This is a genomic window from Mesorhizobium sp. M0751, assembly GCF_040320265.1.
Taxonomy (GTDB): Bacteria; Pseudomonadota; Alphaproteobacteria; order Rhizobiales; family Rhizobiaceae; genus Mesorhizobium.
Window position 1 is genome coordinate 19,560 of the sequence record NZ_JAMYPH010000031.1, and the last position, 25,768, is coordinate 45,327.

A 25,768-nucleotide genomic window follows, 5' to 3' on the forward strand; every position below is an offset into this window, starting at 1 on the left:
CGTCAGGACGCTGTGTGGCTATGCGGAGGGTCGGATGTCTTTGGCTTGGATTTCGAAACTGGCGCTGGCTGCAGGGTTGTTGGCCTCGCCCACCATTGGTTGCGCCCAATCGGTCAACATCTCCTATCTGACCCACTGGTCGCCCGAAACGGTCGCTTTGCTGGACGCCGCGGCCAAGGACTACGCCAGGACCAATCCGGGTGTGACGGTCACCGTGCGCGCTGTCCCCTTCGGCGATCTCCTGACGACACTGCGTTCCCAGGGCGGCAGTTCCGAAGGACCGACGATCGGCGGCATCTACGATTTGTGGCTGCCCGAACTGGCGCGAGACAAACTGGTCGCGCCGGCCCCCGATGCGGTTGCCGGCGAGGTCAAGAGCGCATGGCCGGCCGGTGTCGTCAGCGCGGCCTCCGTTGGTGGCACGCTCTACGGCATTCCAAACGAGATCGACGTCTACGCGTTGAACTACAACAAGGAGCTGTTCAAGCAGGCAGGCATTACGGCCGCGCCGAAGACCTGGTCCGAGTTGAAGGATGCGGCTAAGAAGCTGACCAGGAAAGATGCCGGCCAGCAAGGTTTCGGCATGATCAATTCCTGGGCGGCGGGCGTCGTCCACCCCTTCGCCTCGCTGCTGGTTTCCAATGGCGGCGAGCTGGTCAAGGACGGCAAACCGATGCTCGACAGTCCTCAAGCCGGCGAGACTTTTCAGCTCTACGAGGACCTGATCAAGTCCGGCGCCAGCGATCCGGCGATGGCCACCGCCGACGCCAACACCACCGGCCCCTTCCTCGACAATTTCGTCTCCGGCAAGACCGGGATGATCATCATGGCCAACTGGTGGGAAAGCGCACTGAAGAACGGCATGGGCGACAAGTTCTCCAATATCGCTACCGCACCCATCCCGGTCGGTCCGAGCGGCGACAAGCCGCACTCGATCTCCTATTCGTGGATGACTGTCGTCAACGCCAATGCCAGTGAGGCCGAGCAAAAAGCGGCATGGGATTTCCTGGCGTGGCTGAACAGTCCGAAGTCCGGCAAAAATGGCGCTTCGGCAATGTCGGATATTTTGATGTCGATGGGCATCCTGCCGACGCGGACCTCCGACATCGAAGCCCATAAGGACAAGCTCAGCTCCGAGTTCCTGTCCGGCTATGTCAGCGTGCTTGCCGACGCCAAGCCCTTCCCTGTCGTCCCGGGCGGCCAGGAGTTCAGCGAATCGTTGCAGCAGACGCTCGAAGCGTTGCAGTATGGTCAGCTCTCGGCCAAGGATGCGCAGGCGAACGCGCAGGCCGATGCCGCCTCGATCCTGGAGCGTGCCGCCAAATAGCGAAGGGCGCTGTTTCGAGAGCCCGACGCTTCGGAAGCAGAGCGATGATCAAGACCTATCGTGCCTCGGCGGGCATCATGCTGGCGCCCGCCGTGACATTGATCGGCGTTTTCATCCTGCTGCCGATGCTGCTCACCCTCTGGCTGTCATTCCAAGACTGGTCGACGCAAACGTCTTTTTCCAATGCGAGCTTCATTGGCTTCGACAATTTTCGCGAAATATTCGGACCGACTTCGGTCGGGCGGGATTTCAAGCGAGCGCTGCTCAACACCGCGATCTACACGGCGCTGTCGGTGATGCTCATCCTGCCCCTTTCGGTAGCGTTCGGCTTGATGGTCTACCAGCGCGATGTCGCAGGCTGCACGGCGCTGCGGACCGTGTTGTTTTCCACCTACATGGTGCCGATGATCGCCGTGACGCTGGTCTGGTCAAAGCTCTATTCGCCGAGCGAAGGACCGCTCAACCAGATGCTCGGCCTTGCCGGCATCGGCCCGCAACCCTGGCTGTCCTCGCCAAGATCGGCGTTGATCTCGATCGTCGTGCTCAATGTCTGGCAGCAAATCGGCTATTTTACGGTGCTGGCGGTTGCCGGGCTGACCCAGATTCCAGGCAGTCTATACGAGGCGGCGACGCTTGACGGCGCCAACCGGCGCGAACAGTTCCGCTTCATCACCTTGCCGCTGCTGCGCCGCACGCTCCTGTTCAGCGCCGTCATTGCCATCATCAACGCCGTGCAAGTGTTCGAGCCGGTGGCGCTGATCACCCAAGGCGGACCGGTCGGTTCGACCAACGTGCTGACTTACCATATCCGCCGGGTCGGCATCGAGCGCGCACAAGGCGGGCTGGGCTCGGCCATGGCAGTGATGCTCATGCTGGCGCTGATCGTCGTTGTGTGTGCACTGTTCGCATTTGCCAACCGGAAGGATGACGAATGAGCGCGCCGGGCCGCTCTGCATCAAGCCGGTTGGCGCGCAAACGCCTGGTGGGTCGCAGAGCGCTGCTCGCCACGCTGATGCTGCTGGTTGCCGTAGCCTCCGCCTTCCCGCTGTTGTGGATGGTGCTCTCCAGCCTGAAGACGCCGGCCGAAACCATGCAGGTGCCGCCCGTATGGATACCGCGGACGCCGAGCTTCGAAGCCTATGAGAAAGTGTCCGGCGTCATCAATGTCGGCCGCTCGATGTGGAATTCGCTGGTGATCGCCACGATCACCACCGCCGGCATTCTGGTCACCAGCATGATGGCTGGCTATGCCTTCGCCAAGCATCACTTTCCCGGCCGCTCACTGCTGTTTTCGGTGCTGATCGCCACCATGTTCCTGCCGCCGATCGTCACGCTGATCCCACTTTATCGTCTCGTCGGATCGATCGGCCTGAACGCAAGTCTCGCCGGCATCATCATACCCAACCTCGCCAATGCATTCGGCATTTTCCTGATGCGCCAGTTCATCGCCGGCGTGCCGGACGATCTGATCGACGCCGCGCGGATGGATGGGGCATCGGAACTCCTGATCCTGTTCAAGATCGTCGCGCCGAGCGTGGCGCCGGCAATCGCGGCACTGGCGCTGTTTGCCTTCGTCTATCACTGGAACAGCTATCTCTGGCCGCTGACGGTTCTACAGGGCAATGCGGAGGACTATCCCATCGTTATCAGCCTTAGCCGCCTGCTCAGCTACAACAGAGGCGCCCTCAATACGGGACTCGTAATGGCCGGCGCCACGCTTGCTGTGCTGCCGCCGTTGGTGCTCTTCGTCTTCCTGCAGCGCTTCTTCGTGGATTCGATCGTCGGCTCGGCGGTCAAGGGATAGCCCCGACGGCACGGCCGACACATCCGCCCGGCTGTCGTCTGAACGCGATCTGAAGGCTAACAGGCCATCAGCGAATTTGGACGCCAATGCCTACAGCTTAGCTGCAGCTATGATGCCAGTTGTCGTTGATACATATGCAACCATGCCCATCATCCCACGAGCGGGATACCATGGCACTCACCCATGAGACTATTGACTGTGGGGTTTTGCGTCCTCACCAGAAGGCCAAAGGACGTTGGTGACCGACTTGATCGCCCAACTGCGGACCTGGTCATAGCAGTAACGGTCGAGCATGGGAGTGAACCTGCTGTGCGCAGCCTCGCGGTCGGCGCGCTGGCGCTGCTGGCGCTCGCGTCGCCGAGGGCCCCGTTCTGGCGCTGTTTTGGCAGGAGCGCATTGGTCATTCGGCCCATCGCGCGTTTGTTGCGGCTGCAATGACGGCCGGGCCATATTGCCAGCGCTCATCACTGATAGAGGAACCGCGACACCCCGTTTCGCGACATCAGGGAACGATATCGGCCCCCATGTGTTGAGTTTCATGGACACTATGGAACCCCAGGGCCACGGGATGGCGGCCGATATTTCGAGGTCGGAAGTTGCCAATGCCAGGCGGCGCATCCGTCGGACCGAGTTGGTGCTTCAACGCACTGAAGGAATAGTGGCCGAGAATCTCGCGCTGGCAAGCAGGATACGAACTGCGGTCGAGGCCGCGGACCGTCTGGTCAAGATCGATCGCCTCAGCGTTGAAGGACGTCGCGGGGGTTGAACTGAGCCTGCGTCTTATTCGGCGCGACCCTTCAGGCCACCGGCGCCATCACTCTCGCTCCAGAACTGTGCCAGGCGCATCGGACCGTCTGGGTTGCACATTTGCGAACAGCCGGAACCCACGGCGACCACAAGCGGTTTACCAATCGAAGGGACCGCCACGGATCGGAATGATGGAACTTTTGGATTTGGAACTGGCGCGAGCCCGACAGCGGCTTAACCGGGCCGAGCGCTCCCTCGAACGTGCAAATGAAATGCTGGATGAAGGCTGCGGTGTCGGCATCAATATGGCGCTGTGCAGCAGGATCCGGGCTGCGAAACGACGCGTGGCCGAGGCGAAATTGCGGTTGACGAAGATCAAGCCTGATCAGCTGGCCGCACGGACCAGCTCACAAGGTTTGAGCCTGCTGGCCGATAGCCTCGCAGCGAACGAAGTTCATCTGGTTGCCGAAAGGATCGAAGTCCGCTCCGAGCCCGGCCGCCTTGGCTACCGCGCAAAGCCCGCATCGAAATCGATCGCCGGTCGGTCGACCGCTTCGGCTCCAAGTGTCTTGCGATAGAACCTGACATGGGCAAGTTCGTTTTCAGCGACCTCACGCATGAACTCGCCGATTGCAGGCGTGTCAAAGCTGACCTGTTTGCCGCCAACCACAGCGCCGGCCTTCGGGCCAGCATCTGAGTCTTCGATCCCTTTTCCGGTTGTACCGCGCAGGTAATATTCGGCTTCCATATATTCGAGGTTGAGGGCGAACCGGAAAATGTAGATGGGCGGGAAACCGGGGCAAGGCCGGTGGCCGAAGCAAGCGTTGCTCCCAGGCCAAATTGCAACGCGCGGCGGCGCGAAACACCAAATGCAGGCGTGACGCAGATCATGGCTTCCTCCCAAAAGCCCGCCGGCATCAAACGTTTTGGCACCTCCGCTCCCAACTTCACCAAGGGTGGAATGTTCCTCAAGCTCTGCAACTTAAATGATCTCGCGCGATGGCCACAAAGCAAGATTTCAGCGACCAAATGTCATGGCAGATGACGAGGCAGAATATTTGATTCGCGAGAACAGCAAGTCTCCCGCCGCTCAATTCGGAACGGCGGGTTTCTCGTCCCCAACGTTATGGTCATTCGATCACTTTGACGATCTTATGTGTGCCCGGGTCAACGACAACGGTCCGGTTGTCGATGACGGTGTAGCGATATTTCACGTTGGGGACTTCATGAAGCTCGACGGTGTCGGGGAGCGTCGAGCCGACATTCAGCTCTACCCCGGGGACTTTCACCGATGCGAGCGGCTGCTTTTTCACGTATTCCTTAATGACGGTTTCCTGCTGCGGTTCAATGACCACGTCCTGAGCGGCGGCGGCACCGACACCAGCCAGCAGCAGAAATCCCGCCGCTGCGGTGGAAAGATGCATTCTCATGGTTATCTCCTTGTGGGCTCGTGGGCGCGAAACATTGCGCCAGGCTCGCCCAAACCTGCAGCCTCCCTAGACGTTCCAAACTGAGCCTTAAGGCTCGCCGTGCATAGGACCTAAGTCTGAGTCGCTGCGCGCAATGGCCCCCACGTGTAGCCGTCCGGAACTGCGTCTGTTCGAACTCGTTGCGGTCCCTCAAGGGAGGAGCCTATGGAGAACAGTGTTCACGAAGCTCGCTGGCTGCTTGCACCAGTTTTCGCCATCTCCATCACCTTTTTGGTGATTGGAATAATCGCGAGCTGATGCTCGTTAGCCAGAAATGACGCTCCAACAATCCCCAGAAATTGGATCTGCGCAGCTAGAGTCCCTTCCTGCGCTGATGGGATCCGCCCCCCAAATCGAGGAGTGGCGGGCGGATTCTCATTGCAGCTGCTGAGCGAGTAGGAAAACGGAAATGAACGAGAACAAGAGCACCCAAGACTACTACGTCGACCGGCTGTCGATCGATGCGTTTTTATGAGGTGGAACGTTTCGCGCGGGAAAATCGCATTTCGCCAAGTCAAGTAAGCAAGCTGATCAAGAAGAAGGGTAATGACCGCCTGACCCTCACCAAGGCTGTCAAAGAGCTGCGCGATCGACATTGAAAAACCCGCCGCACTCTGCAGCACGGCGGGTCGATCAAGCGTCACGCCGAGCACGGGGCGTGGGCCCTGGGGTTGGGCGGCGTCCGCCCGCCCGGCTGTCGTCGCAACGCGCTCTGAAGGCTGCCGGGCCATCAACGAACTTGGACGCCAATGCCTACAGCTTAGCTGCAGCTGTGACGGTTGTTGCGCTATATATGCAACCATGCTCATCACCCCACGAGCGGGATACTCATGGCACTTACCCACGAGACTATTGAACTGTCGGGATTTGGCGTCCTTAGCGGAAGGCCGAAAGGGTTTGGTGACCGACTTGATCGCCTAACTGCGGAGCTGGTCATAGCGGTAGCGGACGAACATGGAAGTGAACCTGCTGTGCGCGGCCTCGCAGACACGCTCGTCAGTATTGCGCCTCTGGTCTGTACGATCCTGATAGTCGCCAGCGCGAAGCCATAAGCACGATAATCGAGGCCCTGGTCCCTCAGGTACTGCCTCCGCAACACATGCACATAGAAGCGCGGATGGCGGCCGAGGCGAGAAGAGAAGTATTGGAAAGCGGCAATTGGCTGACCGCTCCTCAAATCGCGACAATGGCAGGGTTCAGCACGGTCTCCGTTCAGATCGTGCGTTCGACGACCTTTTTTGATGGGGCCTTCGCGACTTGAGGAGTTGCCGGTTTATCGGCCAGTTTTGCCTGTTTCTCAAAAGGCTGGGGGGCGGAAAATATTGGCGTCACGATCCTTTCATCGCTGCGTTCAAACGCCGAATGGTCGGCCAACTGGTGAGCATGGGCCGACCCTGGACAACTCGATCCCGTAGGCACACATCAACGTGAGCACGCGTAGTGACGCTTCTCAAAACCGGACTTCCCGAATTTCATCCCCACGGCGGCCAGCTTGTAGGATGGGGACAAGAAAATTTCCGCTTCCGCACGCGGGCTCCAGGAAGCGGGAGTCGATGCGCTCGGTCTCGCCTTTGACGAGATCGACCATTTTTCGAGTGGCCACGGGGGCGTGAAAACCTCCCCGTGATCGGCAACACGTTTCTTGGATTTGATGAGAGTCACGGGCGGCCCTACACGTTCTGCGGCGTGCTAAGGCCGGCGGTTTCACGCCGCACCGGCAGCTTGGCGATTTCCCTGCCGGCCTTCTCTTCCGCGACGCGGATGTCATAGGCACTCTGGAGATTGAGCCAGAACTGGGCGCTGCTGCCAAACCAGTGACCAAGCCGAAGGGCGGTGTCGCCGGTGACGCGGCGCCGACCATGGATTATCTGCGTCACCCGATTGGGCGGGACGTTGATAAGGCGCGAAAGCTCGGTCGGCGAAACGCCAAGCTCCTGAAGCTCGTCGGCGAGAATTTCGCCGGGATGGATGGCAGATCGGGACATGAGTCATCTCCTAATGGTAATCGACTATTTCCACGTTTGACGGGCCGGTAGCGTCCTTGGGCCATTCGAAGCAAATCCGCCATTGCATGTTGATGCGGATGCTGAATTGGCCGCTCCGGTCGCCCCTCAGGGCCTCAAGACGATGGCTGGGCAAAGCCCGCAAGTCCCCGACGCCGGTCGCGGCGTCCAGAATTTCAAGGCGCGTCCAAGCCTGCCTGTCGAATCCCTGAAACTCCCGGACGAACGTGCCATTGCCAAAGCCTTCGGTCCGTTTGTCGCGGTAGCTTAGAATCATAGCGTCAGGAATACCTCGTTTTGACGATTTACGTCAAGAGTAAATTTCCTCGATCCCGTAGGTCAACATTATGAAATCAGGGCCGCATAGCCTGAACTGGAAGTTCTGACCGTTGCCGCCCTACTTCCGAAACACGGGATATCGGCTTCGCGCCCACGCTTCGGCTGTGGCGGTCAGCATTGCCACCGCCTGGAAGCTGACATAGCCGGCGACTCTGGAACTCGCGGTCGCGTTACATGAGCAGAAATTGAGAACATTTTCCCCAGTGGACATTCGGTTGATACGTTAGGCGCCGAAGTAAGGAGGCTCGTGCATTGGGGACGCGCCTCTCTTTAAAGCCGTCACCAGGCTTGCAATTCGGTGGCGCATTGCGACATTGGCTACATGAGCACGTCCGCACAACCAGTGCGTCTGGCCCGCCCCGAAAAGAAGCGGCGGCGCATCCCCATTGCAGTCATCATGGCGTTGAGTTTCGGCAGTCTCGTATTCCTGTCGGTCGGCGGCGTGCTCGCATTGTCGGTCGGTGCCAATTTTCGCAACACGTTCGACTTGCTCGGCGCCCAGTCGACACTCCTCATCGACGCGATGGAGGACTCGCTGCGCGCAGAGATGGGAGACGCCGAGAACGCGGTGGACGGCATCGCGCAGTTGTATGCCCAGGGCGAGTTCCAGATCGACGACAAGGCGATGTCCGCAGCTGTTGCCGGTGCTCTGGCTGCCGCTTCAGGGATCGAGGCGACCCTAATCTGCACCCCCGATCTGGTCTGCCGCGGAGCCGCGCGCTCCGTTGAAAACAACGTTGCAACGGGCGCGATCGAGCATTTTCCGGCCGAGCCCGAGAAGTCGCCCCAAGTCCGCGCCGCCCTCGAGCAACGCCGACAGGTCGGCGGCCGGCAGTGGGGGGCGTTCGTGGCCAACGAGTTCGGCCTGTACGCACATGTCTCCGTGCCGCTGGTACGTGATGGCGTGACACAGGCCTGGGTTATCGCGGCGGTCGAATTGCAGAAACTGTCCGGCATCACGCGGAAATTGTCATCGCGATTTGGCACGCATGCCTTCATTCTTGATGGCGAAGATCGCGTGGTCGCCGACCAAAGGCTGGCCGATCCCGACGCTCTGAAGAATGGCGTCCTCCCGCTGACGCCGCTGGCCACGTATGGCGATCCGGTATTGGCCGCATATAGCGCGCGCAAGGTAGAGCGGGAGTTCGATACGCGACACGCCCGCGACATAGAAATCGGCGAGATCGACCCAAGCGTGGACAATGCGTCAGAGTGGAGCGGCGACACCACCTACATCGCCATCACCCGCAAGATCGCAGGCTATGGCGACGAGCCCTGGACGCTCGGCGCGTATTTCGAGACCAGCCAGATCAGCGACGAGATCGAGCGTGTCATAGGATCGGCTATGCTTGGACTTGTCGCGATGGCGGTGGCGGTCATCGTCGCGATTCTTCTCGGCAGGCGCCTGGCGCGCCCGATCCAGGCGATTGCCGGCCAGGCCACGCGCGTCGCCGATTTCGATCTCGACGGTGTCGCCCCCCTGCCGCGCAGCAGAGTGCTGGAGTTGGACAATCAGGCTTCGGCGTTCAATGCCATGCTGATCGGTTTGCGTGCATTTTCGACCTATATTCCGCGCTCGCTGGTGGCCAAGCTGGTGCGCACCGGAGAGATCGGCATCGCCGAACCGCGCGAAGCGGTTGTCACTGTGATGTTCACTGACATCGCCGGCTTCACCACGCTGTCGGAGCAGATGGAAGCCGCCGCCGCGGCCAGGCTGCTGAACCACCACTTCGCGATCTTGTGCGGCGCGGTCGATGCACATGGCGGTACTGTCGACAAGTTCCTGGGCGACGGCATGCTGGCGTTCTTCGGCGCGCCGGATCGGCTGGAGGGCCATGCCGCCGCGGCCGTCCGCGCCGCCGCGGCGATCCGCGAGGAGCTGGAGAAGGACAATATGGAAGCGCCCAGCGAAGGCCGGCCTCCGCTTCATGTCCGCATCGGCATCCACACGGGCTCTGTCATTGTCGGCAACATTGGCGCATCCGACCGCGTGAACTATACGATCGTCGGCGACACCGTGAACGTCAGCCAGCGACTGCAGGACCTCGGCAAGCAGCTCGAACCGGGCGCCATCGCCGCAATCGCCATTTCCGGCGAGACTGCGTCGCGGCTCGACGAAAGGTTCGAAAGGATCCCGGCGGGCAAACACCGGCTGCGCGGCCGCGGCGAGGCGACGGAAGTCTTCCAGCTTGGCAAAGTCGCGTCGTCAGAATCGCCCCGTCTGAACGTTCACCGCGCTCAAGCAGGCTAAGGGACATGCCACTTCCATCGTCACGCGGTACGCGACGTGCTCGTATGCGCCTGGCCTGTCGCGATGGCGACAAACCGGCGCTTGACTGCTGCAAACAACGCCGGTGGCAGCGGCCCGTAGTAGCCGCTCTCCGTCTCCAGCGGCCGGATGTCAGGCCCCGGCCAGGCGAATCGGTTACTTTCCGTCAAAACGATCCACGACCGTTCACCGTCAAGGCGCAAACGCAGCTTGACCGCAGCCGGAATCTCGATGGCATCATCGGGATCGGACGGCGGCGTATGGGTGATCGGCAGGACCCGGACGACCGGCGAGCCGTCCTCCTGCATGGCGACCAGCGCGAGCACCAGGCAGGGCCGGTCCTTGTCGCCTTCCTCGCGGCCTTCGCGGTGTTGCCAATGCCAGAGGTAGGAGTAACGGAAGACGTGGCCGACCTTGATTTCAGCCGGTAGCATTTTTGCAGTCAGGCCTTTTGCTCCGAGGGGTTTCGCCCCGATGGTTTTGACCCAGAGAGCTCGTCGTTGAGATGGTCGAGATGCGGCTCCATTTCAGAGGCTTCGACCGCGGCGATCTCGTCCGAGCCGAGCTCCGCTGTCAGATCGACCCGCCGGTCGCGCTTCGACAGCCGGACAAAATCCTCATAGGCCAGCAGCACCGTGCGCGGGCGACCGTTCTTTGTGATGATGACCGGGTCGCGGACCGCGGCGTCCTGATAGGCGCCAAAATTTTTCGAGACGGCGGCGGCGGTGACGGTGGTGCTCATCGGCGAGACTCCTTTATTCCGGAATATACGGGCTTTCCGGGCTTTCCGCAATTGTGTCGCCCGCCAAACAGGGCAGCTTCCAAAGTCCCTCGTCCGTTCGCCTGAGTTCGTTCTGCGAGTGCGCCACCGATATTGTGCAAAACCACCTCCAGAACACCTCCACTTGCTGTAGGCAGCCGCAACTGGAAGCGATGCCGGACCTTGCTGTGACGAGCAGGAATAAGGCTGTCTGTGGCGGCAAGGCTGGTTGAGGAAAGCCCAGACCGTTATGAAGCCAATGACCGAAGAGCATCCCGCGGCACTAGCACAATACGTCCCTCGGCAGCTCTCGACTAGCGAAAGACTGACGACAACGTCTGTTTGGGGTCGAACTTGCCTATTGGCCGCTTGCCAGAGAGTGGACATTCGCGGACCGCCACACTGCTATAGCCAATGCTGTGGATCGACTCCAGCACCTGGTGCCCGCGTGCGGCGGCTTGATAAGTTTGTCGGGATCGTCGGTCCAGACGAAGGGCTACGACTGCAGCTTGTGCTCGATGACGAAGCGGTTGATGGCGGAAACCCAATGCCCTCAACACGGGACTGGTGATGGCTGGCGCAGCGCCTGCCGTGCTGCCGCCATTGGTGCTCTGGGCTCCTGACACGACCACGCCAGAACCGCACGGCACGAGCTTCCAGCGCCGTTGCCCTGCGGCAGGAGGTTGGGGTGGCACCAAGAGGCGGGGAGGATGATCGCCAGTAAACACGGATTATGCGGCAAATCTTGGCTCCGGAACTCCCGTTACGCCGAGGCCGGCGATGGCAAAAAGGCTGCCCCGTAAAACTCCGTCGCCCGGAAAACGCGGCAGCGGCGGCTTGGCCATCGACGTGACGTACAGGGTATCGAGCTTCGGCCCGCCGAACATGACGCTGGTGATCTTCTTGACGGGCATGTCGATAATGCGATCAACGCTGCCGTCGGGCGCGTAACGCACCAGCCTGCCGTCATAGACCAGCGCGTTCCAGAGGAATCCTTCCGCATCGACGGTCGAGCCGTCGGCCGCCCCACCCCGGCTGGTATCGACGCGCGTGAAAGTGCGCCGGTTGGTGGCGGCACCGGTTTCGATATCATAGTCGTAGGCCCAGATCTCCCCTGTCCAGGTGTCGGAGAAATAGAAGGTGCGGTCGTCGGGACTCCAGCACGGGCCGTTGGAGCAGATGATGCCGGAATCGATCCTGGTGACGGAGAAATCGGGATCGAGCCGGTAGAGCCCGCCGGAGGGTCCCTCTTCCATGGTGTCCATTGAGCCGGCGAAGAAGCGGCCGCGCCGATCGACCTTGCCATCATTGAGCCGGTTCATCGGCCTGTCCGGCTCTGGATCGTGGATCAGCGTCACCTCGCCGGTGGCGAAATCAAGCAGATGGAAACCGCGCTGCAGCGACACCACCGCGCCACCGCCGTCCTTGCGCAATGCCATCGAACCGATCTTCATCGGCACGTCCCAGCAACGGATCTCGCGGCCGTCGGCGGTCGCGCGAAACACACGCCCGTCGAAACTGTCGATCCAGTAGAGGCGCTCCTGTTCAACGTCCCACAGCGGTCCCTCGCCCAGCGTGGTCTTCACGTCCACCACGACTTCGATCTTCATGCCGTCCTCCTCTGTTCGAACCTTGCAGAAACCGGTTAGAACGCGACCTGGTCGCCGCCCTTCAATGACAGGATCTCGCGGGCGTCGTCGGGCGTCGCCACTTCCATGCCAAGTCCTTCTATGATCTTGCGGGCAAGCACCACCTGCTCGGCATTTGACTTGGCAAGCTTGCCCTTGCCGGCCCAAAGACTGTCTTCAAGCCCAACGCGGATATTGCCGCCAAGCGCTGCCGATTGCGCGGCAATGCGCAACTGGCTGGCGCCCGCACCCAGCACCGACCAGCGGTAATGCTCGCCGAACAGGCGATCGGCGGTGCGCTTCATATGGGCGACATCTTCGGGGTGCGAACCGATGCCGCCGAGCAGGCCGAATACGGACTGCACGAAGAACGGCGGTTTCACCAGCCCGCGATCTGCGAAATGGGAGAGGTTATAGAGATGGGCGATGTCGTAGCACTCGAACTCGAAGCGCGTGCCGTTGTCGTAGCAGGTCTCGAGTATGTACTCGATGTCCTTGAACGAGTTGCGGAATACCAGGTCACGCGTCGCTTCCAGATGCGGCCTTTCCCAGTCGAACTTGAAGGCCTCGTATTTGGCGACGAGGTGATAGAGCCCGAAATTGATCGACCCCATGTTGAGCGAGGCGACTTCCGGCTTGAACTGGGCGGCGGGGCGCACACGCTCCTCCACCTTCATGTAGGGGCTGCCGCCGGTGGTGATGTTGATGGCGGCATTTGTGCCTTGCTTGATGCGCGGCAGGAAACGCGCGAATGCCTCCGGCGTCTGGTCGGGCTTGCCGGTCTCGGGGTCGCGGGCATGCAGATGCAGGATCGCCGCGCCAGCCTCGGCCGCCGCAATCGCCTCCGAGGCGATCTGGTCCGGCGTGATCGGCAGATAGGGCGACATGGTCGGCGTATGGATCGCCCCCGTCACCGCACAGGTGATGATGACCTTGCCCTTGGCTTGCTGAGCGCCGTGCTTGCGGCTTGTTTCCGTCATCGTCCAAACTCCTGATCCGATTTTTTCTTATGCGCCGCCAGCGCCATCAGCCGACGGTCGCGCCAGACCTGCCGTTCGCCGAGTTCTTCCTGCGGCAGGCGCTTGCGGCGCTCGGCCTCGATCGTCTCCATGACCTCGCCGGCCCAGTCGACGCGGCGCAGCATCTGCGGGAAGATGTTGGAATAGATCCTCTGATAGCGCTCCACATAGTCGCGCACACCACCGGGCGCGTTGAGGTCGATGGTTTCGAAGGGACCCATGAACGACCAGCGCAGCGCCAGCCCGTCGCGCAGGCTCGTATCGACGTCCTCGACGCTGGCATAGCCGTCAGCGACAAGCCGGAACGCCTCCTCCAACAGCGCGCCCTGCAAGCGGTTCATGATGAAGCCGTCGAGTTCGCGCTTCATCACCAGCGGCGCATGGCCCGCTTCGACAAGAAAGGCGCGGGTCCTTTCCACCGTTTCGGCGGAGGTCCATGGCGCCGGCACGACTTCCGCGGCCGGGATGAGATAGGGCGGATTGATCGGATGCACGACGAGGCAGCGATGGCGCCCCTGCAGATGATCAGTAAATTTCGACGGCAACAGCGCCGAGGTGGAACTGGCGAGCACCGCCTGCGGACCGGCCAGGGCGTCGATCCGGGAGAACACGTCACGCTTCACCTCCAGGTTTTCGGGTGTGTTCTCCTGGACATGGACGGCATCGGTCAGGGCCTCGCCAAGCTCCGCCACAATGGTGATGCGGCCGAGCAAGGCATCCACCGCCTGTCCCCGCAGCAAATCGTTTGCGGCGAGGTCGCCGAGCACGCCGGCGATATAGTCGCGCGCAGCACTGGTCGCGGCCGGCGCCTGGTCCCACATGCGCACATCATGCCCGGCTCGGGCGAAGCTGATCGCCCACGCCCGTCCGATAAAGCCGCTTCCTACAATTGCTACCTTCGCCATGCTCGCCCTCCTCAGAGTGTCTCGACGTTGCCGTCGACGCCCAGCGACTGGCCGGAAATGTTGACGCCCGCATCGGAAAGCAGGAAAGCCACCATCGCCGCGACATCGTATGGGCTCGTCATGCGGCGCAGGGAGATGTTCTGCAGATAGCGTTGTGTCATCTCCTCGTTTGAGACGCCTAATTGCTTTGCCCGGTCGGCAATGACCTTGTCGATGCGCGGCCCTTCGATAATGCCGGGCAAGATGGCATTGACCCTGATCCCATGCGGTCCGAGTTCCTTGGCAAGACTCTGGGTCAGGCCGACAACGCCGAACTTGGCAGCCGAATACGGCGTGCGGAACGCGTAGCCATGGCGGCCGGCGGCCGAAGACATCGAGACGATCGAGCCGCCGCCCGCCGCCTTGATCAGCGGCACGGCACGCCGCGCGCACAGGAACTGGCCGGTCAGGCAGATATCTATGCAACGCCGCCAGTCTGCCGGATCGATCTCATCGACGCCGCCGGTCGGGCCGGCAATGCCGGCATTGTTGATCAGGGCGTCGAGCCCGCCGAGCTTCTCCTTGACCGTCTCGAACAGCCGGTCGACATCCTCGTCGCGCGAAACGTCGGCTTTAACTGCGGCAGCGAGCGTCATCCTCTCTGGAGCGGCAGCCAGCGCCTCGTCGGAAATATCGCAGATCACGACGCGCGCGCCGAGCCGCGAGAGCGTCTCTGCAATGGCAAAGCCGATGCCGCCAGCGCCCGCCGTGACCAGCACGCGTTGGCCTTTGAGCCCGGTCAGGAATTCGTCCGCCGATGCCGGTGCGCTTGAGCTCATTGTTCCATTCCTTTCACTCAAATCCGCCTTTCGCGCAGCGCCATGACGGCACCGAGCACCACCAGCCCGAACAGTATCGCCCGCGTCGCGTAAGGCAGCGTCGTGCCGGCAAGCAGCATCTGCAACGCGGTCAGGAGCAGCACCCCGCCCAGCATGCCGAGATAATGGCCGCGCCCGCCGGTGATCAGCGCACCGCCGACCACGACGACGGCGATGGAGGGCAGCAGATAGTCGTCGCCCATGCCGAGACTGGCCTGGCCGGAAAAGCCGGTCAGCATGATGCCGACCAGCGCCGCGCAGACCGCCGACAGCACATAGACGAGGACGAGCGTGCGACCGACCGCGATGCCGGAGAGCTGGGCTGCGCGCAGGCTGTTGCCGATGCCGTAGACGCGGCGGCCGAAAGCGGTGCGGCCAAGCAGCAGCACGGCAAAGACGACGAAGGCGATCATGAACAACACCACCGGGGTGATGGCGAATATTTTGCTCGTCATGAACCAGCGCAGCATCGGCGAGGAGAAGCCGGCCGGCGTGCCTTGCGAGTAGAGCAAAGCGAAACCTTGCAGAATGCCGTTGGTGGCGAGCGTCATGACGATCGGCGAGATGCCCAGAAAGACGATGCCGATCCCGTTGGCGAGACCGATGAGGCAAGCGACGACGAGCACCGCCGGCAGCGCATAGGAAAGTGCAGCATCCGACCCATTGACCATGCCGGCAAGCAGGATTCCCGACAGACCGATCGTCCATGGCACTGAGAGGTCAAGCCCGCCGGTAAGAATCACGCTGCCTTGCCCAAGCGCCAGGATGGCAAGGAAGCTCGACAGCACGAACAGCGAATTCCAGTAGCCAAAATTGACGATGGCGCGTCCGAGCCAGATCTGGGTGACGATCACGACGATGGCAAGACAGACATAGGCCGGCAGCGCATAGCGCAGCGTCTCGGCGTTACGGACATGGAAGGCAGGCTGCGGCGCCTGCTGGTCGCCGGCGCTGCCCCGCGCAATTCGCAGCCGCCGGTCGGTGCGATCGATCTGCGAGGGCAGCATTCCGGCGCGCCACGCGGCCAGCCGAGCTCGCAGGCCACGCAGTTGGCGGGCAAGCACGGAGCCATGCGACAGCGAGCCGGCAAGCACGGCAAGGATCAGGATCGTGCCCTCGGCGATCGTCGAATAGTAGGCCGAGACGTTGAGCACGAGCAGGATGTTGACGACCATCATGAGGATGTAGGCGCCGAAGACGGTGCCGACCGGCCCACCTTGGCCGCCGCCCAGCCTTGTACCGCCGACCACGACCGCCGCGAACATCGACAGCAACAACGGGTTGCCGACCAGCGGATCACCGCTGCCGGTCTGGGCGCTGATGAAAACGCCGGCAAGCCCATAGCAGCCGCCGGCGATGACATAGACCAGGAAGCGTACGAGAACGACGCGCACACCGACCGCGGCGGCGGCATCCGGATCACTGCCGAGCGCATAGAGAGCTGTCCCGAAGCGTGTGCCTTTGAGCCAGAACCAGCCGAGCAGGACGACACCGATGACCACCAGCGGCATCGGTAACCAGCCGGCAATAGCATCGCCGAGATAGAAGGCGCCAAGATCGGGCGAGACGAAGCCGCCCGGCTTGTCCATGACCAGCAGCGTTACTCCCTGCAGGATGAACATGGTCGACAGCGTGACGACGATAGGCTGCATGCGCAGGACGGCAATGAAGAAGCCGTTGAAGGCGCCGACCAGCATGCCGACCCCAATTCCGGCCAAAGTCCACCACGCGACACTCGTGCCGATTGCCATGGGATCCATGCCGTTTGCCAGGACGACATTGACCAGCGAGATCACCGCGCCCGCGGACAGGTCGAAACCGCCGGACAGAATGACCAGAGTCTGGCCGATCGCCGCCAGTGCCGAAGTAGCGCCGCCGCTCGACAGGAACGAAATGTCGAAATAAGTGAGCCGCCCGGCACTGACCAGATCGACGATCAGCAGGAGCAGGGCAAAGACGATCGCCGCGACGATTGCGCCGCGATGCCGCGCGAGGAGCCGCGACAATACCGCCGTCGGTGCCGCGTCGGCCAAGCTCGTCACACTCATTCCGCCGCCTCCCGGACCAACTCGCCATGGCCGAGCGCCGGCCGCATGATCGCGCCTTCGGTGATCTCGCCGCCGGCAAGCTCCGCCACCAGATGGCCGTCATAGAGGACGAGCACCCGGTCGCATTGATGGACCAGTTCGGGAATTTCGGTTGAATGCAGGAGGATCGAGCCGCCGGCCGCCACATAGTCGCGCATCATCACGTAGAGCTCGTGCTTGGTGCCGACATCGATGCCGCGGGTCGGATCGAAGAGCAGCAGGATCCGGCTTTCGGCGACGAGCCATTTGGCAATGGCAATCTTCTGCTGGTTGCCTCCAGAGAACGCCCCTGCCCTCGTCCATAGGGCACTGCGGTCGACCTCCACGGTCGAAAAAGCGGACTGTACGGCCTTTGCCTCTTCGTCTGTTCTGATCAGGCCAAACTGGGTGAAGCGTGCGACGACCGGCAGCGATGCATTCTGCCGTCCAGAGAGCTTCAGGAACAGGCCCTCGGTCTTGCGGTCCTCCGGCACCAGCCCGATTGCCATGTTGGGCTTGAGCGCATCGGCGGGCGAGCCGAGCCACACTTGGCGCCCGTCGACCAGGATGTGGCCGCGCTCGATCTCGGACATGCCGAAACAGGCGAGGAACAGGTCGAGCTGACCCATGCCCTGCAATCCGGCAATGCCGAGGATCTCTCCCTTGCGCAGATCGAAACCGACGCCGTCGAGCTTCCTCCCGGCTTTGAGATCGCGTACGCCGAGCACCGGCGGACCGAAGGCGGCCTCGCTTTCTGGCTTCGGCGGGAAGGTCTGGGCGATGCTGCGGCCGATGATCTTTTCGATCACCTCACCATCCGAAACATCGGCAACCGGCGCGGTCACGATGTGGCGGCCGTTCCTGAGAATGGTCAGCGTGTCGCAGAAAGCCCGCACCTCGCGCATGCGATGGGTGATGAACACGACCGTAGTGCCGGCCGCCTTCAACTGTGCGATGATGGCGCCCAGCCACTCGACATCGCCACCCGACAGCGTCGAAGTCGGCTCGTCGAGCAGAAGGATGCGCGGCTTGCGATAAAGCGCGCGCGCGATTTCGATCTTCTGGCGGATCGCGAGATCGAGCGTCGCTACCTCGGCATCGAGATCGACCGTGAACCCCAGATCGGAGATGTGCTTGCGGACTGCCTTACGCGCGCTCAACCGCCTGATCAGGCCGATCGGGCCAACGGGTGCGTAAGGCAGCAACATGTTATCGAGTACGCTGAGATCGCGTACCAGGGTCATTTCCTGGAAGGCTGTCTGCACGCCTTTGGCGTGCGCGGCGCGTGGCGAACCGAGTGGCGCCGGTTCGCCAAACACGGTGATTTGCCCGTCGTCGGGCCGAACCAGTCCCGACAACAGCTTGACGAGTGTTGACTTGCCCGCACCGTTCTCGCCAAGCAAGGCATGCACGCTGCCGGAAGCGATCTCGAAGGATACGCCATCGAGGGCGACTGTCGCGCCAAACGCCTTGCGGACGCCCTCTATGCCGACAGCTGTCGAATGCGCTGACATCATGATCCCAGTCCGGGCCTGCATGAGGGTGCGTGCGTGGAGTGCCTCGAAAGCACCCCACGGCCCACTTCGGAGGGCCTACTGCTCGGGCTGGCCGACAAGGGCGGCCGCGAGACCGATTTCGGGTGTCTGATCGGAGAAGATCGAGGCGAACCAGCCTGGGTTCGAGACCAGCGACGGTTTGAACGCGTTGCAACCAGCCTTCATCTCCGCCCAGGTGCCCTCGTCGCAAAGCTTTATCGTCTCGCTGGTGACGATCGGCAGCGGCAGGATCGTCTTCTTGGCAACGTCCTTGCCTTCAAGCGCCTCGACGGCAAGCTTGAGAGCGAGTGCCCCGGAATAAGGCGGCGAGGCGTAGGAAATGCGCGAGGCGCCGAGCGGCGCATAGGGAGACGTCGCGCCCTCGACCTCCGTGCCCTCCGGCAGCATCTGGATACGCCCGCCATTGGAACCCTCGCCGGCGCAAGGCAGGAGTTCGCTGGTCTTCTTGCCAGCCTCGAGCTGCATGGAATTGGCGGTGAAGCAGCCGACCTGCATCCAAAGCCCGTTGATGTCGTCCCAACTGCGCGTCGCCAATATCTTGGAAAGTTCGGTACGGGCCACCGCCTGGCTCCACATGCCGACAGCCTCGCCGACGATCTTGATGTCGGGATGCTTGGCAAACACCTCCTTCGCGGCCTTGGTGCGCAGATCATCGACCGAGGTGCCGGGAACGCCGGTCACCGCGATGATGTTGCCCTTGCCATTGAGCTTCTTGACCAGCCACTCCGCCGTTACGCGGCCAGCCTCTTCCTGGTCGATATGGACGTTGTAGGCGCAAGGCTCCGTGATCTCGGCATCATAGGCAAACACCTTCACGCCCTTATCGCAGGCGTTCTTCACCACCTGGTTGAGCGCGGTCGGCGAGATCGGGAAAATCACGATGGCTTCAGCGCCGGCCTGGACCATGGCATTGATCTGCTGGATCTGGCGCTGTGCGTTCGGCCCCGCGACCTGGACCTGGAGGTCCACCTTGTCGGCCATGCTCTTGTGCGACGCCATCGCCTTGACCATGTTGGCGGCCTCGGCCTGCCAATCATTGCCGATGAAGCTCATGCTGAGAAATATCTTGTGCTTTCCGGCCGCTTCGGCGGCGGACATCCCAAAAGCGCAAACAGCCATGCCGGCAAGCAGCGCAAGCCGCCGGGCCTTCGATCCGATACCCATACGAAACTCCTCCCAGTTCAGACGACCGAATGCCTCCCAAGGATACAAACGTACGCCTTGTCATTCGATGCGGCTGACCGTATCATGATTTGATCAAAGATCAATGATGAAATGGCCGAGAAGCAAAAAGGCCAGACACGCGGGCGCTTGACGCGGCAATTCGAACCTTGCATTCCGGGCACAGGCGCCGGGGGTGACAAGAGCGTCGCCCGAATGGGGGAAGGTTGGCAGAAATGGCTGGGGCGGCATTCAGGAAGGCAGGCGTCGAAATCACGCCGCTGTCCAGGGAAACCCTGCAGGACAGGGTTTACCGGCACGTTACCGAGTTGATCCTCGACGGCAGCATCGTTCCAGGTGAGATGGTAACGGTGCAGAGCCTCGCCGATGCTTTCGGCGTCAGCCCGATGCCGGTTCGCGAGGCACTGCGGCGTCTGAGCGCCGCCAACGCCCTGATGGTGGTTTCCGGCCGTTCGATCGGCATCCCGGCATTAAGCCGTGCGCGGCTTATCGATCTCAGGAACGTCAGGTTCGAGATCGAGGCGATCGCCGCCGCATGGGCCGCAGAACGCATTGACGATCGCGGCGTGATGCTGCTGGGCCAGCATCTGGAGGCACTCGAGCAGGCCAATGCCGCCGGCGACGTCAAATCCTATCTCAGGGCCAATTACGCGTTTCACTTTTCCATCTACCGGGTCGCGGGCTCGGAAAACATGCTCAGCATCATCGAGAACCTGTGGCTGCAGATCAGCCCCTATTTCAACATGCTGCACGATTCTGGAAACTATTCGACCGCCAACCAGCACCATCAGCAGATGTTTGCAGCGCTGCGAGACCGCAATGCGGAAGCGGTCCGGGCGGCGGTTCGCGCCGACATCGACGCGGCCTTCACAGTGCTGATCAAACTGCTGAAGTAACATTCCTCGAAGTCGCTCCGGTACAGCGGCGAGCCGCCGCTAGGCACGAATATGTCCGTCTGAGGCATAGCGGCCGCCGGCCAGATCGGCTTTTGCGCCCACTCACTTCCATCCAGGTGATAATCCTGACTGCACGGCTTTCGAACCGCTCGATTTCCTCGCGAGTCTTGGGGGACGGCGTTCAGATAGTCGATGAGGATATTGGTGTCGAAAATCGCGCCTACCATTCGCGGCGCACTGTCTCCTGATGAGCCAGCCCATCAACCTTGCGCTTACCCCACAGGCCGAAGCCATCCTCGACCTGTTCGCGATGATGGCGGTCGAGATAATCGTCTATTGCTGCTCGGATCAGGGCCGCACGGGATTGGCGCGCCCGTTTGGCAAGACTGTCGAGGGCTTCAACCTGGGCATAGTTCAAGTCGATAAGGGCTCGCATCGCACACTCCAATGATATGCCTCGCAAGCTGATGACTACCATGCGCGGCCGGCTCTACACGCACATGGCTGGCGCGCTCGATCTCGGCAGCCTGGATAAGACGGTTCCCGATTTTACCGATGCGCCTCCTTTTCCTGGCTGTTCTGTTCCTCACCACCGTCCGTGCGGTTGATTGTCACCGTGCACGTGATCAGGGTATTCCAGTCCGGTCCGTGTTCAATGACGTTATGAAGCTCGGAAATCTCTTCTAGAAAATGCTCAATCGCAATGGGGCCGTTCTGGTGGGCGTAGACTAGAACCACCTTCCAGCGCTTGTCACCATGAAGCGTTACGACGTTACTCATGCCGAGTGTCTCCTGGGTCACGAACAAAATCCCGCCGGATGCCCGCGGGGCCAATGGCTTGACCACAGCTCATATAGCACGCGTCGAATGCAAACCTCAGTGGAACGACGCCGCGAAAGTCTGGGCAACAATCGCCGGCGCGGCGCTCAATTTTCGCCAAGCAACCTCGCACCAGCCTCAGGCGGCGGATCGCGACCGACAACGTGACGCAGAAGGAAACGCCAAGGTCACGCAGATCGTCATTGCTCGCCCGACGATGCGCATACGCCGGCCTTGACGATTGCCAGACGGGCGCCACATGGGCCACATGAAACGCGTCAGGATTGACAACCCAAGCATTTCATCCATTGCCCGGTGTGCGGGCAGAATTTCGACGCGCACGACTTCTGACAGATGCCTCACCACGCCGAGCCGCTGCATCAGCCGCTAACAGTCGAGCGGTAGCTGTTTTACGCGCGCTAAAGAGGTGGACCAATGGCCAGACCGATCATCCACTTTGAAATAATTGGGCGCAATCCAGCGAATCTGCGGCGCTTTTACGCGCAACTCTTCGGATGGGAATTCGAGGTCGGCGGAGCGGTGTCGCCGCTTGTTTCCGACGCAGGCGACTATGGCTTCCTCGCCCCGCCCGGGGCTCAACCGGTGGCAGGGGGTGTTGGAGGCGGGAGGAATTTTGATCCACACACCATCATTTACGTCAGCGTAAGCGATATCGAGACATACTTGGCCAAAGCAGAGCAGTTGGGCGGGTCACGAGTTCTTGGGCCGGAACGCTCGCCCGGCACCCCGCTGACGATTGGCCAGTTCCGAGATCCGGAGGGTACCCTCGTCGGTCTGGCACAAATTGACGAAAACACCTGATCTCTTCAACAATCGATCCGGTGGCAGCACGGCGGCCAACTCGTGCGAGGGGCCATCGAACTCACCTGTTTCTGCCGAGCGAGGATGCGTTCACTTGCTTTATCGACCCACGGGTGCATGAAGGCGAGGCGTTTGCAGGCGATAATCGAAACTCTCGAGCGGCTGACCCGGACTATTGACGATTGCTATCCGGGCCAGCGCTCCCAAGATCAGCTCAGTCGTAGACCTTGATGATCTTGCGCGTGCTCGGATCCACCAGAACGGTCCGGTTGTCGACCACCACATAACGGTATTTGACGTTCGGCACTTCATGAAGCTCGACTGTATCCGGCAGAGGCGAGCCGATATTGAGCTCCACTCCAGGAATTTTCACCGAAGCGAGCGGCTGCTTCTTCACGTATTCCTTGATGACGGTTTCCTGCTGCGGTTCGATGATCACATCCTGGGCGGCAGCAGCACCAATGCCGGCCAACAACAGAAATCCCGCAGCTGCGGTGGAAAGATGCATTCTCATTAGCCGTCTCCTTGTTGAGATTTTGCTTGGACGCAGCTTCATCCCGCCAAGCCCACCTCAACGCGGGCCAACCAACGAATGTTCCTCGACGGGGGTTAAACGACTAGACCGTAAGACTTAAGTCTGACCCGCCTGCGCAATGGTCCGTGCACAGGACGCGGCGGGAACAACCGTAGCCATTGCTTGTCGGTAGCGTCATCTCCGGAGGAGATTCGGCGCGTAAAAAGTCCCTTCATGCGCTGATAGGGTCCGCCGGCCATTGCTGGAGTTGGCAGGCGGACCCTTAGTTCCCAAGAAGCCCCGGATTGTCGTCGAGGCCTAGCAGCGAAGCGTTTAGCCACGAGGAAACGCCAAAGCCCGCCGCCTGTTGGGCGCGGTCGGACCGATCAAGCGCTGAATGCACCTCGTCGAGAAGCGTGATCTTCACCGTCGGCTTGCAGCGGCTGCAATCGAACTTCAGCTTTAGGGGATCGACGCCAAACTGCACTCTGCCTTCACAAGCATGTTGTGCCGGGTCGCCTTGCCCAGCGTGTCGATCGGATCGTGCGCCATGAGAACAAAAAAGGAACATTTTCCTTGATCGTCAAGGCCGGCTGTGGAATCTTTCGACGGATCTGAGCCGAGGAACTACCCATGAGCGATGAACTGATCCGCCTTCCAGGTGCCTTCGAGCCAGTCACACGCCCGGGCATTCAGCATCACCGATGCGAACACCCCGACTGCGGCAAGGATGCAGGATGGGGTTTCGCCAAACCTAAGCAGGCGTCGCATTGGTTTTGTTTCGCGCATCGCGCTGAGGGCGAAGCATTTCTCTAAGGAGCGGATGATCAGAGCGCCGAAACGACCGGCGCAGGAAAGCGCGTCAACACTCTACGCCACGATTGCTGGCTGCCCGTCGTCACGGCGCATATACGACGTTCCGTTAGCCGCCGACCGCGTTCCTATCCACGACAATCGCGTGGTGATACATTCGCTCGATTTGGCGAATGTTTTTGTCGTCAAACTCACCGGGAAACCGGGGAGGTGGTCATGAGAATTATTACCACTCTAGCATGTGTCGCGTTGCTTGCAGGTTGCGCAACGGCGGGCCCCCCAGGGCCCCAAGGGCCTGTCGGTCCACCAGGTCTGCCCGGCAAGCAGGGTCCTAAAGGTGCAATGGGGGCTGAGGGTCCAGCGGGGAAGGACGGCGTCAGCGGTTGGGAAATCACCCACTATGCAAGCGCGAGTGATACAAGCCCAGACAAATCCGCACAGGCTTGGTGTCCCAAGCCAAAAGTCGTGATAGGTGGCGGTGCCAGCGCGTCAAATTCAAATGCTCTAATTTCTAGGAGCTTGCCGGTTACTTCCCCAGCTCCGGGGTGGGTAGCACAAGCGCATGTAGCCACTACGCTCCCAACAGCTTGGACGCTGACAGCATATGCCATTTGCGCGCTTGTCAAATAGTCGGCGCTTGGCCGGGCCAGGTGAACTTTGCGTTGTCGCGCCTCTGAAGGTGAAAACCTAGCGAGTTGCGTACCCGTGAGCGCGACAGGCGCGTCCCGGTGCTTAGGATCGGATCAATCTACCTGATCTGGTGGTCGAGCAAGCAACACCCCCACGACAATTAGCTGGCTTTCTAGCTGGCAGCGATGTCTACCCCCTGAGGGAGAAGCGCTTTCTAGGGAGGAAGCATGCGAGGCAAGCGTCGCACCGCTATGGTGGCGGGGGTTCTTGGGTCGTTCTTTGGGTTTTTTCTGTTGATGCTAGTCCTGCAGACCGTAGGCAGATTGCCCCCTGAGGTTGAGCTTTTCGGGAAATTGACATCCGCCGTCCGCGATAGGGCTTGGCTGACTCGGTGGTGCTCGTAACGCTCGTTGAGCGGGGCGTGGTGGCGGTGGTGGTCATGGGGATCTCCCATATTTATGGTCAGTTTTGAGATAAAAGAGCTGTACGAAGTTCCTAATCTTGCCCTTTCGTGGGAGGGCTGGGTGGTGTCGGAAACAGGGGAGCAGGAATACTATCGGCAGCTTGGCGGCATGAATAAATCTTAAGAAATGCATTCCGAGATAAGTTTCTGGATGCGAAGCTAACGACAATCTTCAATTTGGTTCGTATAGAAACACGTATTGTGGAAGCGTGGTTGAGAAATCCATTTGCTTCGGGCTGGTGAAACTTTGGGCAGGGGTAGAAAATGACTCTGATCGATAGACACACTGAAGCTGCAGCTGGCAACCGATACATTGTGATGAGGACCAAGTATGACCGTGAGGCGCGTACGAAGGGGCCCTCTTATTCCTATTCAGATCGTCCATCAGATCGACTGCGCGCAGGGGTCGGGGAGCCAAGAGCACGCAGCCTGGAATCCATAACCGGCATGCTTGATCGCATCGGCTGCGGCTATCTCGTGCTGAACCGCGAGAGGAAGGTGGTCGAATGGAACGCTGCCGCTCAAACCACGCTGGAGCGCCAGGGCGAAGTGGCAGATACGGCCAGCGGGCTTTCCGTGGCCTTGAGGCGGCTGATCGCGAATGTTCCGGCCCATTTCCTGCCGGGCTCGTTATCTTGGGTGGTGATCCGCAGCGGCGGCGACAGGCCGGTGATATTGGACGAGAACGGGTTTATCGCTCCTGACGGAACGAGCATTGTGGCGTTGCTGGACCGCGAGAACAGGTCGGGGCCAAATCCTCAGACACTGCAAAAGAGAAAGCGCTCATTTCCCCGCACGTCGACGCCGCCTTTCAACGACGGTCGCTTTCAGATGGACGCGTCCGGGCGGATCAGGCTGCGGCGGTTTTGGCGAAGTTGAA

27 protein-coding genes and 1 pseudogene are annotated in these 25,768 nt (G+C 61.1%); 9 read left to right on the forward strand and 19 right to left on the reverse strand.

The features are described 5' to 3' along the window. Positions 1 to 34: 34 nt before the first annotated feature. Genes NKI19_RS29970 through NKI19_RS29980 form a run of 3 tightly spaced genes read left to right on the forward strand, consistent with a single transcriptional unit; the run spans position 35 to position 3,131 of the window. Positions 35 to 1,327, forward strand: a complete 1,293-nt coding sequence (locus NKI19_RS29970; RefSeq protein ID WP_352567244.1) for an ABC transporter substrate-binding protein — start codon at positions 35 to 37, stop codon at positions 1,325 to 1,327. 44 nt (positions 1,328 to 1,371) lie between these two features. Then, positions 1,372 to 2,262, forward strand: a complete 891-nt coding sequence (locus NKI19_RS29975) for a carbohydrate ABC transporter permease (RefSeq protein WP_352567242.1) — start codon at positions 1,372 to 1,374, stop codon at positions 2,260 to 2,262. Continuing rightward, positions 2,259 to 3,131, forward strand: coding sequence for a carbohydrate ABC transporter permease (locus tag NKI19_RS29980; RefSeq protein WP_352567240.1), 873 nt, complete (start codon positions 2,259 to 2,261; stop codon positions 3,129 to 3,131). The genes NKI19_RS29975 and NKI19_RS29980 overlap by 4 nt, the downstream gene beginning before the upstream one ends. 1,193 nt (positions 3,132 to 4,324) lie before the next feature. Here the strand turns inward: NKI19_RS29980 and NKI19_RS29985 are convergent. Then, positions 4,325 to 4,769: pseudogene (locus tag NKI19_RS29985) on the reverse strand (ferritin-like domain-containing protein); the annotation flags it as partial. On the opposite strand from NKI19_RS29985, the gene NKI19_RS29990 reads away from it, so the two are divergent. Next, positions 4,687 to 4,923 (forward strand): hypothetical protein, encoded by a 237-nt coding sequence (locus tag NKI19_RS29990; RefSeq protein ID WP_352567275.1) that lies wholly within the window; start codon positions 4,687 to 4,689, stop codon positions 4,921 to 4,923. The pseudogene NKI19_RS29985 and the gene NKI19_RS29990 sit on opposite strands and share 83 nt — an antisense overlap. Positions 4,924 to 5,008: 85 nt before the next feature. Here NKI19_RS29990 and NKI19_RS29995 read toward each other — a convergent pair whose 3' ends face one another. The 5 genes from NKI19_RS29995 to NKI19_RS30015 form a co-directional block, all read right to left on the reverse strand. Next, a complete protein-coding gene (locus NKI19_RS29995) occupies positions 5,009 to 5,308 on the reverse strand; it encodes a DUF1236 domain-containing protein (RefSeq protein ID WP_352492810.1) in 300 nt (99 codons plus the stop codon). A gap of 218 nt (positions 5,309 to 5,526) precedes the next feature. Further along, a complete protein-coding gene (locus NKI19_RS30000) occupies positions 5,527 to 6,000 on the reverse strand; it encodes a hypothetical protein (protein ID WP_352567239.1) in 474 nt (157 codons plus the stop codon). 559 nt (positions 6,001 to 6,559) lie between these two features. Beyond that, a complete protein-coding gene (locus NKI19_RS30005; protein ID WP_352567237.1) occupies positions 6,560 to 6,721 on the reverse strand; it encodes a hypothetical protein in 162 nt (53 codons plus the stop codon). Positions 6,722 to 7,017: 296 nt separating this feature from the next. Continuing rightward, complete coding sequence (locus NKI19_RS30010; protein ID WP_352567235.1) at positions 7,018 to 7,332, reverse strand: HigA family addiction module antitoxin; 315 nt, start codon at positions 7,330 to 7,332, stop codon at positions 7,018 to 7,020. 10 nt (positions 7,333 to 7,342) lie between these two features. Then, positions 7,343 to 7,627 carry a type II toxin-antitoxin system RelE/ParE family toxin gene (locus tag NKI19_RS30015; RefSeq protein WP_352567233.1) on the reverse strand — a complete coding sequence of 95 codons (285 nt, stop codon included), beginning with the start codon at positions 7,625 to 7,627 and terminating at the stop codon, positions 7,343 to 7,345. 360 nt (positions 7,628 to 7,987) lie between these two features. Between NKI19_RS30015 and NKI19_RS30020 the strand changes: the two genes are divergently transcribed. Then, complete coding sequence (locus NKI19_RS30020; protein WP_352567231.1) at positions 7,988 to 9,940, forward strand: adenylate/guanylate cyclase domain-containing protein; 1,953 nt, start codon at positions 7,988 to 7,990, stop codon at positions 9,938 to 9,940. Positions 9,941 to 9,960: 20 nt separating this feature from the next. Here the strand turns inward: NKI19_RS30020 and NKI19_RS30025 are convergent, their stop codons facing one another. The 9 genes from NKI19_RS30025 to NKI19_RS30065 all read right to left on the reverse strand — a co-directional run bounded on the left by NKI19_RS30025 (position 9,961) and on the right by NKI19_RS30065 (position 19,913). Beyond that, the gene (locus NKI19_RS30025; protein WP_352492805.1) at positions 9,961 to 10,392 is read right to left on the reverse strand and encodes a plasmid maintenance toxin (PemK-like); all 432 of its coding nucleotides are present in this window, start codon (positions 10,390 to 10,392) and stop codon (positions 9,961 to 9,963) included. A gap of 8 nt (positions 10,393 to 10,400) precedes the next feature. Beyond that, positions 10,401 to 10,700 carry a type II toxin-antitoxin system Phd/YefM family antitoxin gene (locus tag NKI19_RS30030; protein WP_352492804.1) on the reverse strand — a complete coding sequence of 100 codons (300 nt, stop codon included), beginning with the start codon at positions 10,698 to 10,700 and terminating at the stop codon, positions 10,401 to 10,403. Between the two features lie 749 nt (positions 10,701 to 11,449). Continuing rightward, on the reverse strand, positions 11,450 to 12,328 hold the full coding sequence (locus NKI19_RS30035; protein WP_352492803.1) for an SMP-30/gluconolactonase/LRE family protein: 879 nt from the start codon (positions 12,326 to 12,328) through the stop codon (positions 11,450 to 11,452). A 35-nt stretch (positions 12,329 to 12,363) separates the two neighbouring features. Further along, entirely contained in the window at positions 12,364 to 13,326 is a 963-nt protein-coding gene (gene kce, locus NKI19_RS30040) for a 3,5-dioxohexanoate:acetyl-CoA acetone transferase (RefSeq protein WP_352567229.1), read from the reverse strand. Further along, positions 13,323 to 14,270: a 3-hydroxyacyl-CoA dehydrogenase gene (locus NKI19_RS30045; protein ID WP_352567227.1), complete on the reverse strand. Its 948-nt coding sequence runs from the start codon at positions 14,268 to 14,270 to the stop codon at positions 13,323 to 13,325. Before NKI19_RS30045 ends, kce begins: the two co-directional genes overlap by 4 nt. An 11-nt stretch (positions 14,271 to 14,281) precedes the next feature. Next, the gene (locus tag NKI19_RS30050) at positions 14,282 to 15,088 is read right to left on the reverse strand and encodes an SDR family oxidoreductase (protein ID WP_352567225.1); all 807 of its coding nucleotides are present in this window, start codon (positions 15,086 to 15,088) and stop codon (positions 14,282 to 14,284) included. A gap of 17 nt (positions 15,089 to 15,105) precedes the next feature. After that, on the reverse strand, positions 15,106 to 17,175 hold the full coding sequence (locus NKI19_RS30055; RefSeq protein ID WP_352567223.1) for an ABC transporter permease: 2,070 nt from the start codon (positions 17,173 to 17,175) through the stop codon (positions 15,106 to 15,108). Then, a complete protein-coding gene (locus NKI19_RS30060) occupies positions 17,172 to 18,710 on the reverse strand; it encodes a sugar ABC transporter ATP-binding protein (protein ID WP_502899356.1) in 1,539 nt (512 codons plus the stop codon). Before NKI19_RS30060 ends, NKI19_RS30055 begins: the two co-directional genes overlap by 4 nt. Positions 18,711 to 18,785: 75 nt before the next feature. After that, entirely contained in the window at positions 18,786 to 19,913 is a 1,128-nt protein-coding gene (locus tag NKI19_RS30065; RefSeq protein ID WP_352492798.1) for a sugar ABC transporter substrate-binding protein, read from the reverse strand. Positions 19,914 to 20,146: 233 nt separating this feature from the next. Here NKI19_RS30065 and NKI19_RS30070 point away from each other — a divergent pair, with 233 nt between their 5' ends. Next, the gene (locus NKI19_RS30070; protein ID WP_352492797.1) at positions 20,147 to 20,827 is read left to right on the forward strand and encodes a GntR family transcriptional regulator; all 681 of its coding nucleotides are present in this window, start codon (positions 20,147 to 20,149) and stop codon (positions 20,825 to 20,827) included. Positions 20,828 to 21,047: 220 nt separating this feature from the next. Here the strand turns inward: NKI19_RS30070 and NKI19_RS30075 are convergent, their stop codons facing one another. Further along, a complete protein-coding gene (locus NKI19_RS30075; RefSeq protein WP_352492796.1) occupies positions 21,048 to 21,263 on the reverse strand; it encodes a ribbon-helix-helix domain-containing protein in 216 nt (71 codons plus the stop codon). A gap of 113 nt (positions 21,264 to 21,376) precedes the next feature. Then, positions 21,377 to 21,607: a hypothetical protein gene (locus NKI19_RS30080; protein ID WP_352492795.1), complete on the reverse strand. Its 231-nt coding sequence runs from the start codon at positions 21,605 to 21,607 to the stop codon at positions 21,377 to 21,379. 474 nt (positions 21,608 to 22,081) lie between these two features. Here NKI19_RS30080 and NKI19_RS30085 point away from each other — a divergent pair, with 474 nt between their 5' ends. Next, positions 22,082 to 22,468, forward strand: a complete 387-nt coding sequence (locus NKI19_RS30085; RefSeq protein WP_352492794.1) for a VOC family protein — start codon at positions 22,082 to 22,084, stop codon at positions 22,466 to 22,468. 214 nt (positions 22,469 to 22,682) lie between these two features. On the opposite strand, the gene NKI19_RS30090 is transcribed toward NKI19_RS30085, so the two are convergent. Together NKI19_RS30090 and NKI19_RS30095 are read right to left on the reverse strand one after the other, a co-directional pair. Beyond that, positions 22,683 to 22,982, reverse strand: a complete 300-nt coding sequence (locus tag NKI19_RS30090; protein ID WP_352509916.1) for a DUF1236 domain-containing protein — start codon at positions 22,980 to 22,982, stop codon at positions 22,683 to 22,685. 283 nt (positions 22,983 to 23,265) lie between these two features. Then, positions 23,266 to 23,469 (reverse strand): hypothetical protein, encoded by a 204-nt coding sequence (locus NKI19_RS30095; protein WP_352492792.1) that lies wholly within the window; start codon positions 23,467 to 23,469, stop codon positions 23,266 to 23,268. Between the two features lie 146 nt (positions 23,470 to 23,615). On the opposite strand from NKI19_RS30095, the gene NKI19_RS30100 reads away from it, so the two are divergent. Next, positions 23,616 to 23,798 (forward strand): hypothetical protein, encoded by a 183-nt coding sequence (locus tag NKI19_RS30100; protein ID WP_352492791.1) that lies wholly within the window; start codon positions 23,616 to 23,618, stop codon positions 23,796 to 23,798. 1,537 nt (positions 23,799 to 25,335) lie between these two features. Continuing rightward, positions 25,336 to 25,767, forward strand: coding sequence for a hypothetical protein (locus NKI19_RS30105; RefSeq protein ID WP_352711239.1), 432 nt, complete (start codon positions 25,336 to 25,338; stop codon positions 25,765 to 25,767). Position 25,768 lies beyond the last annotated feature (1 nt).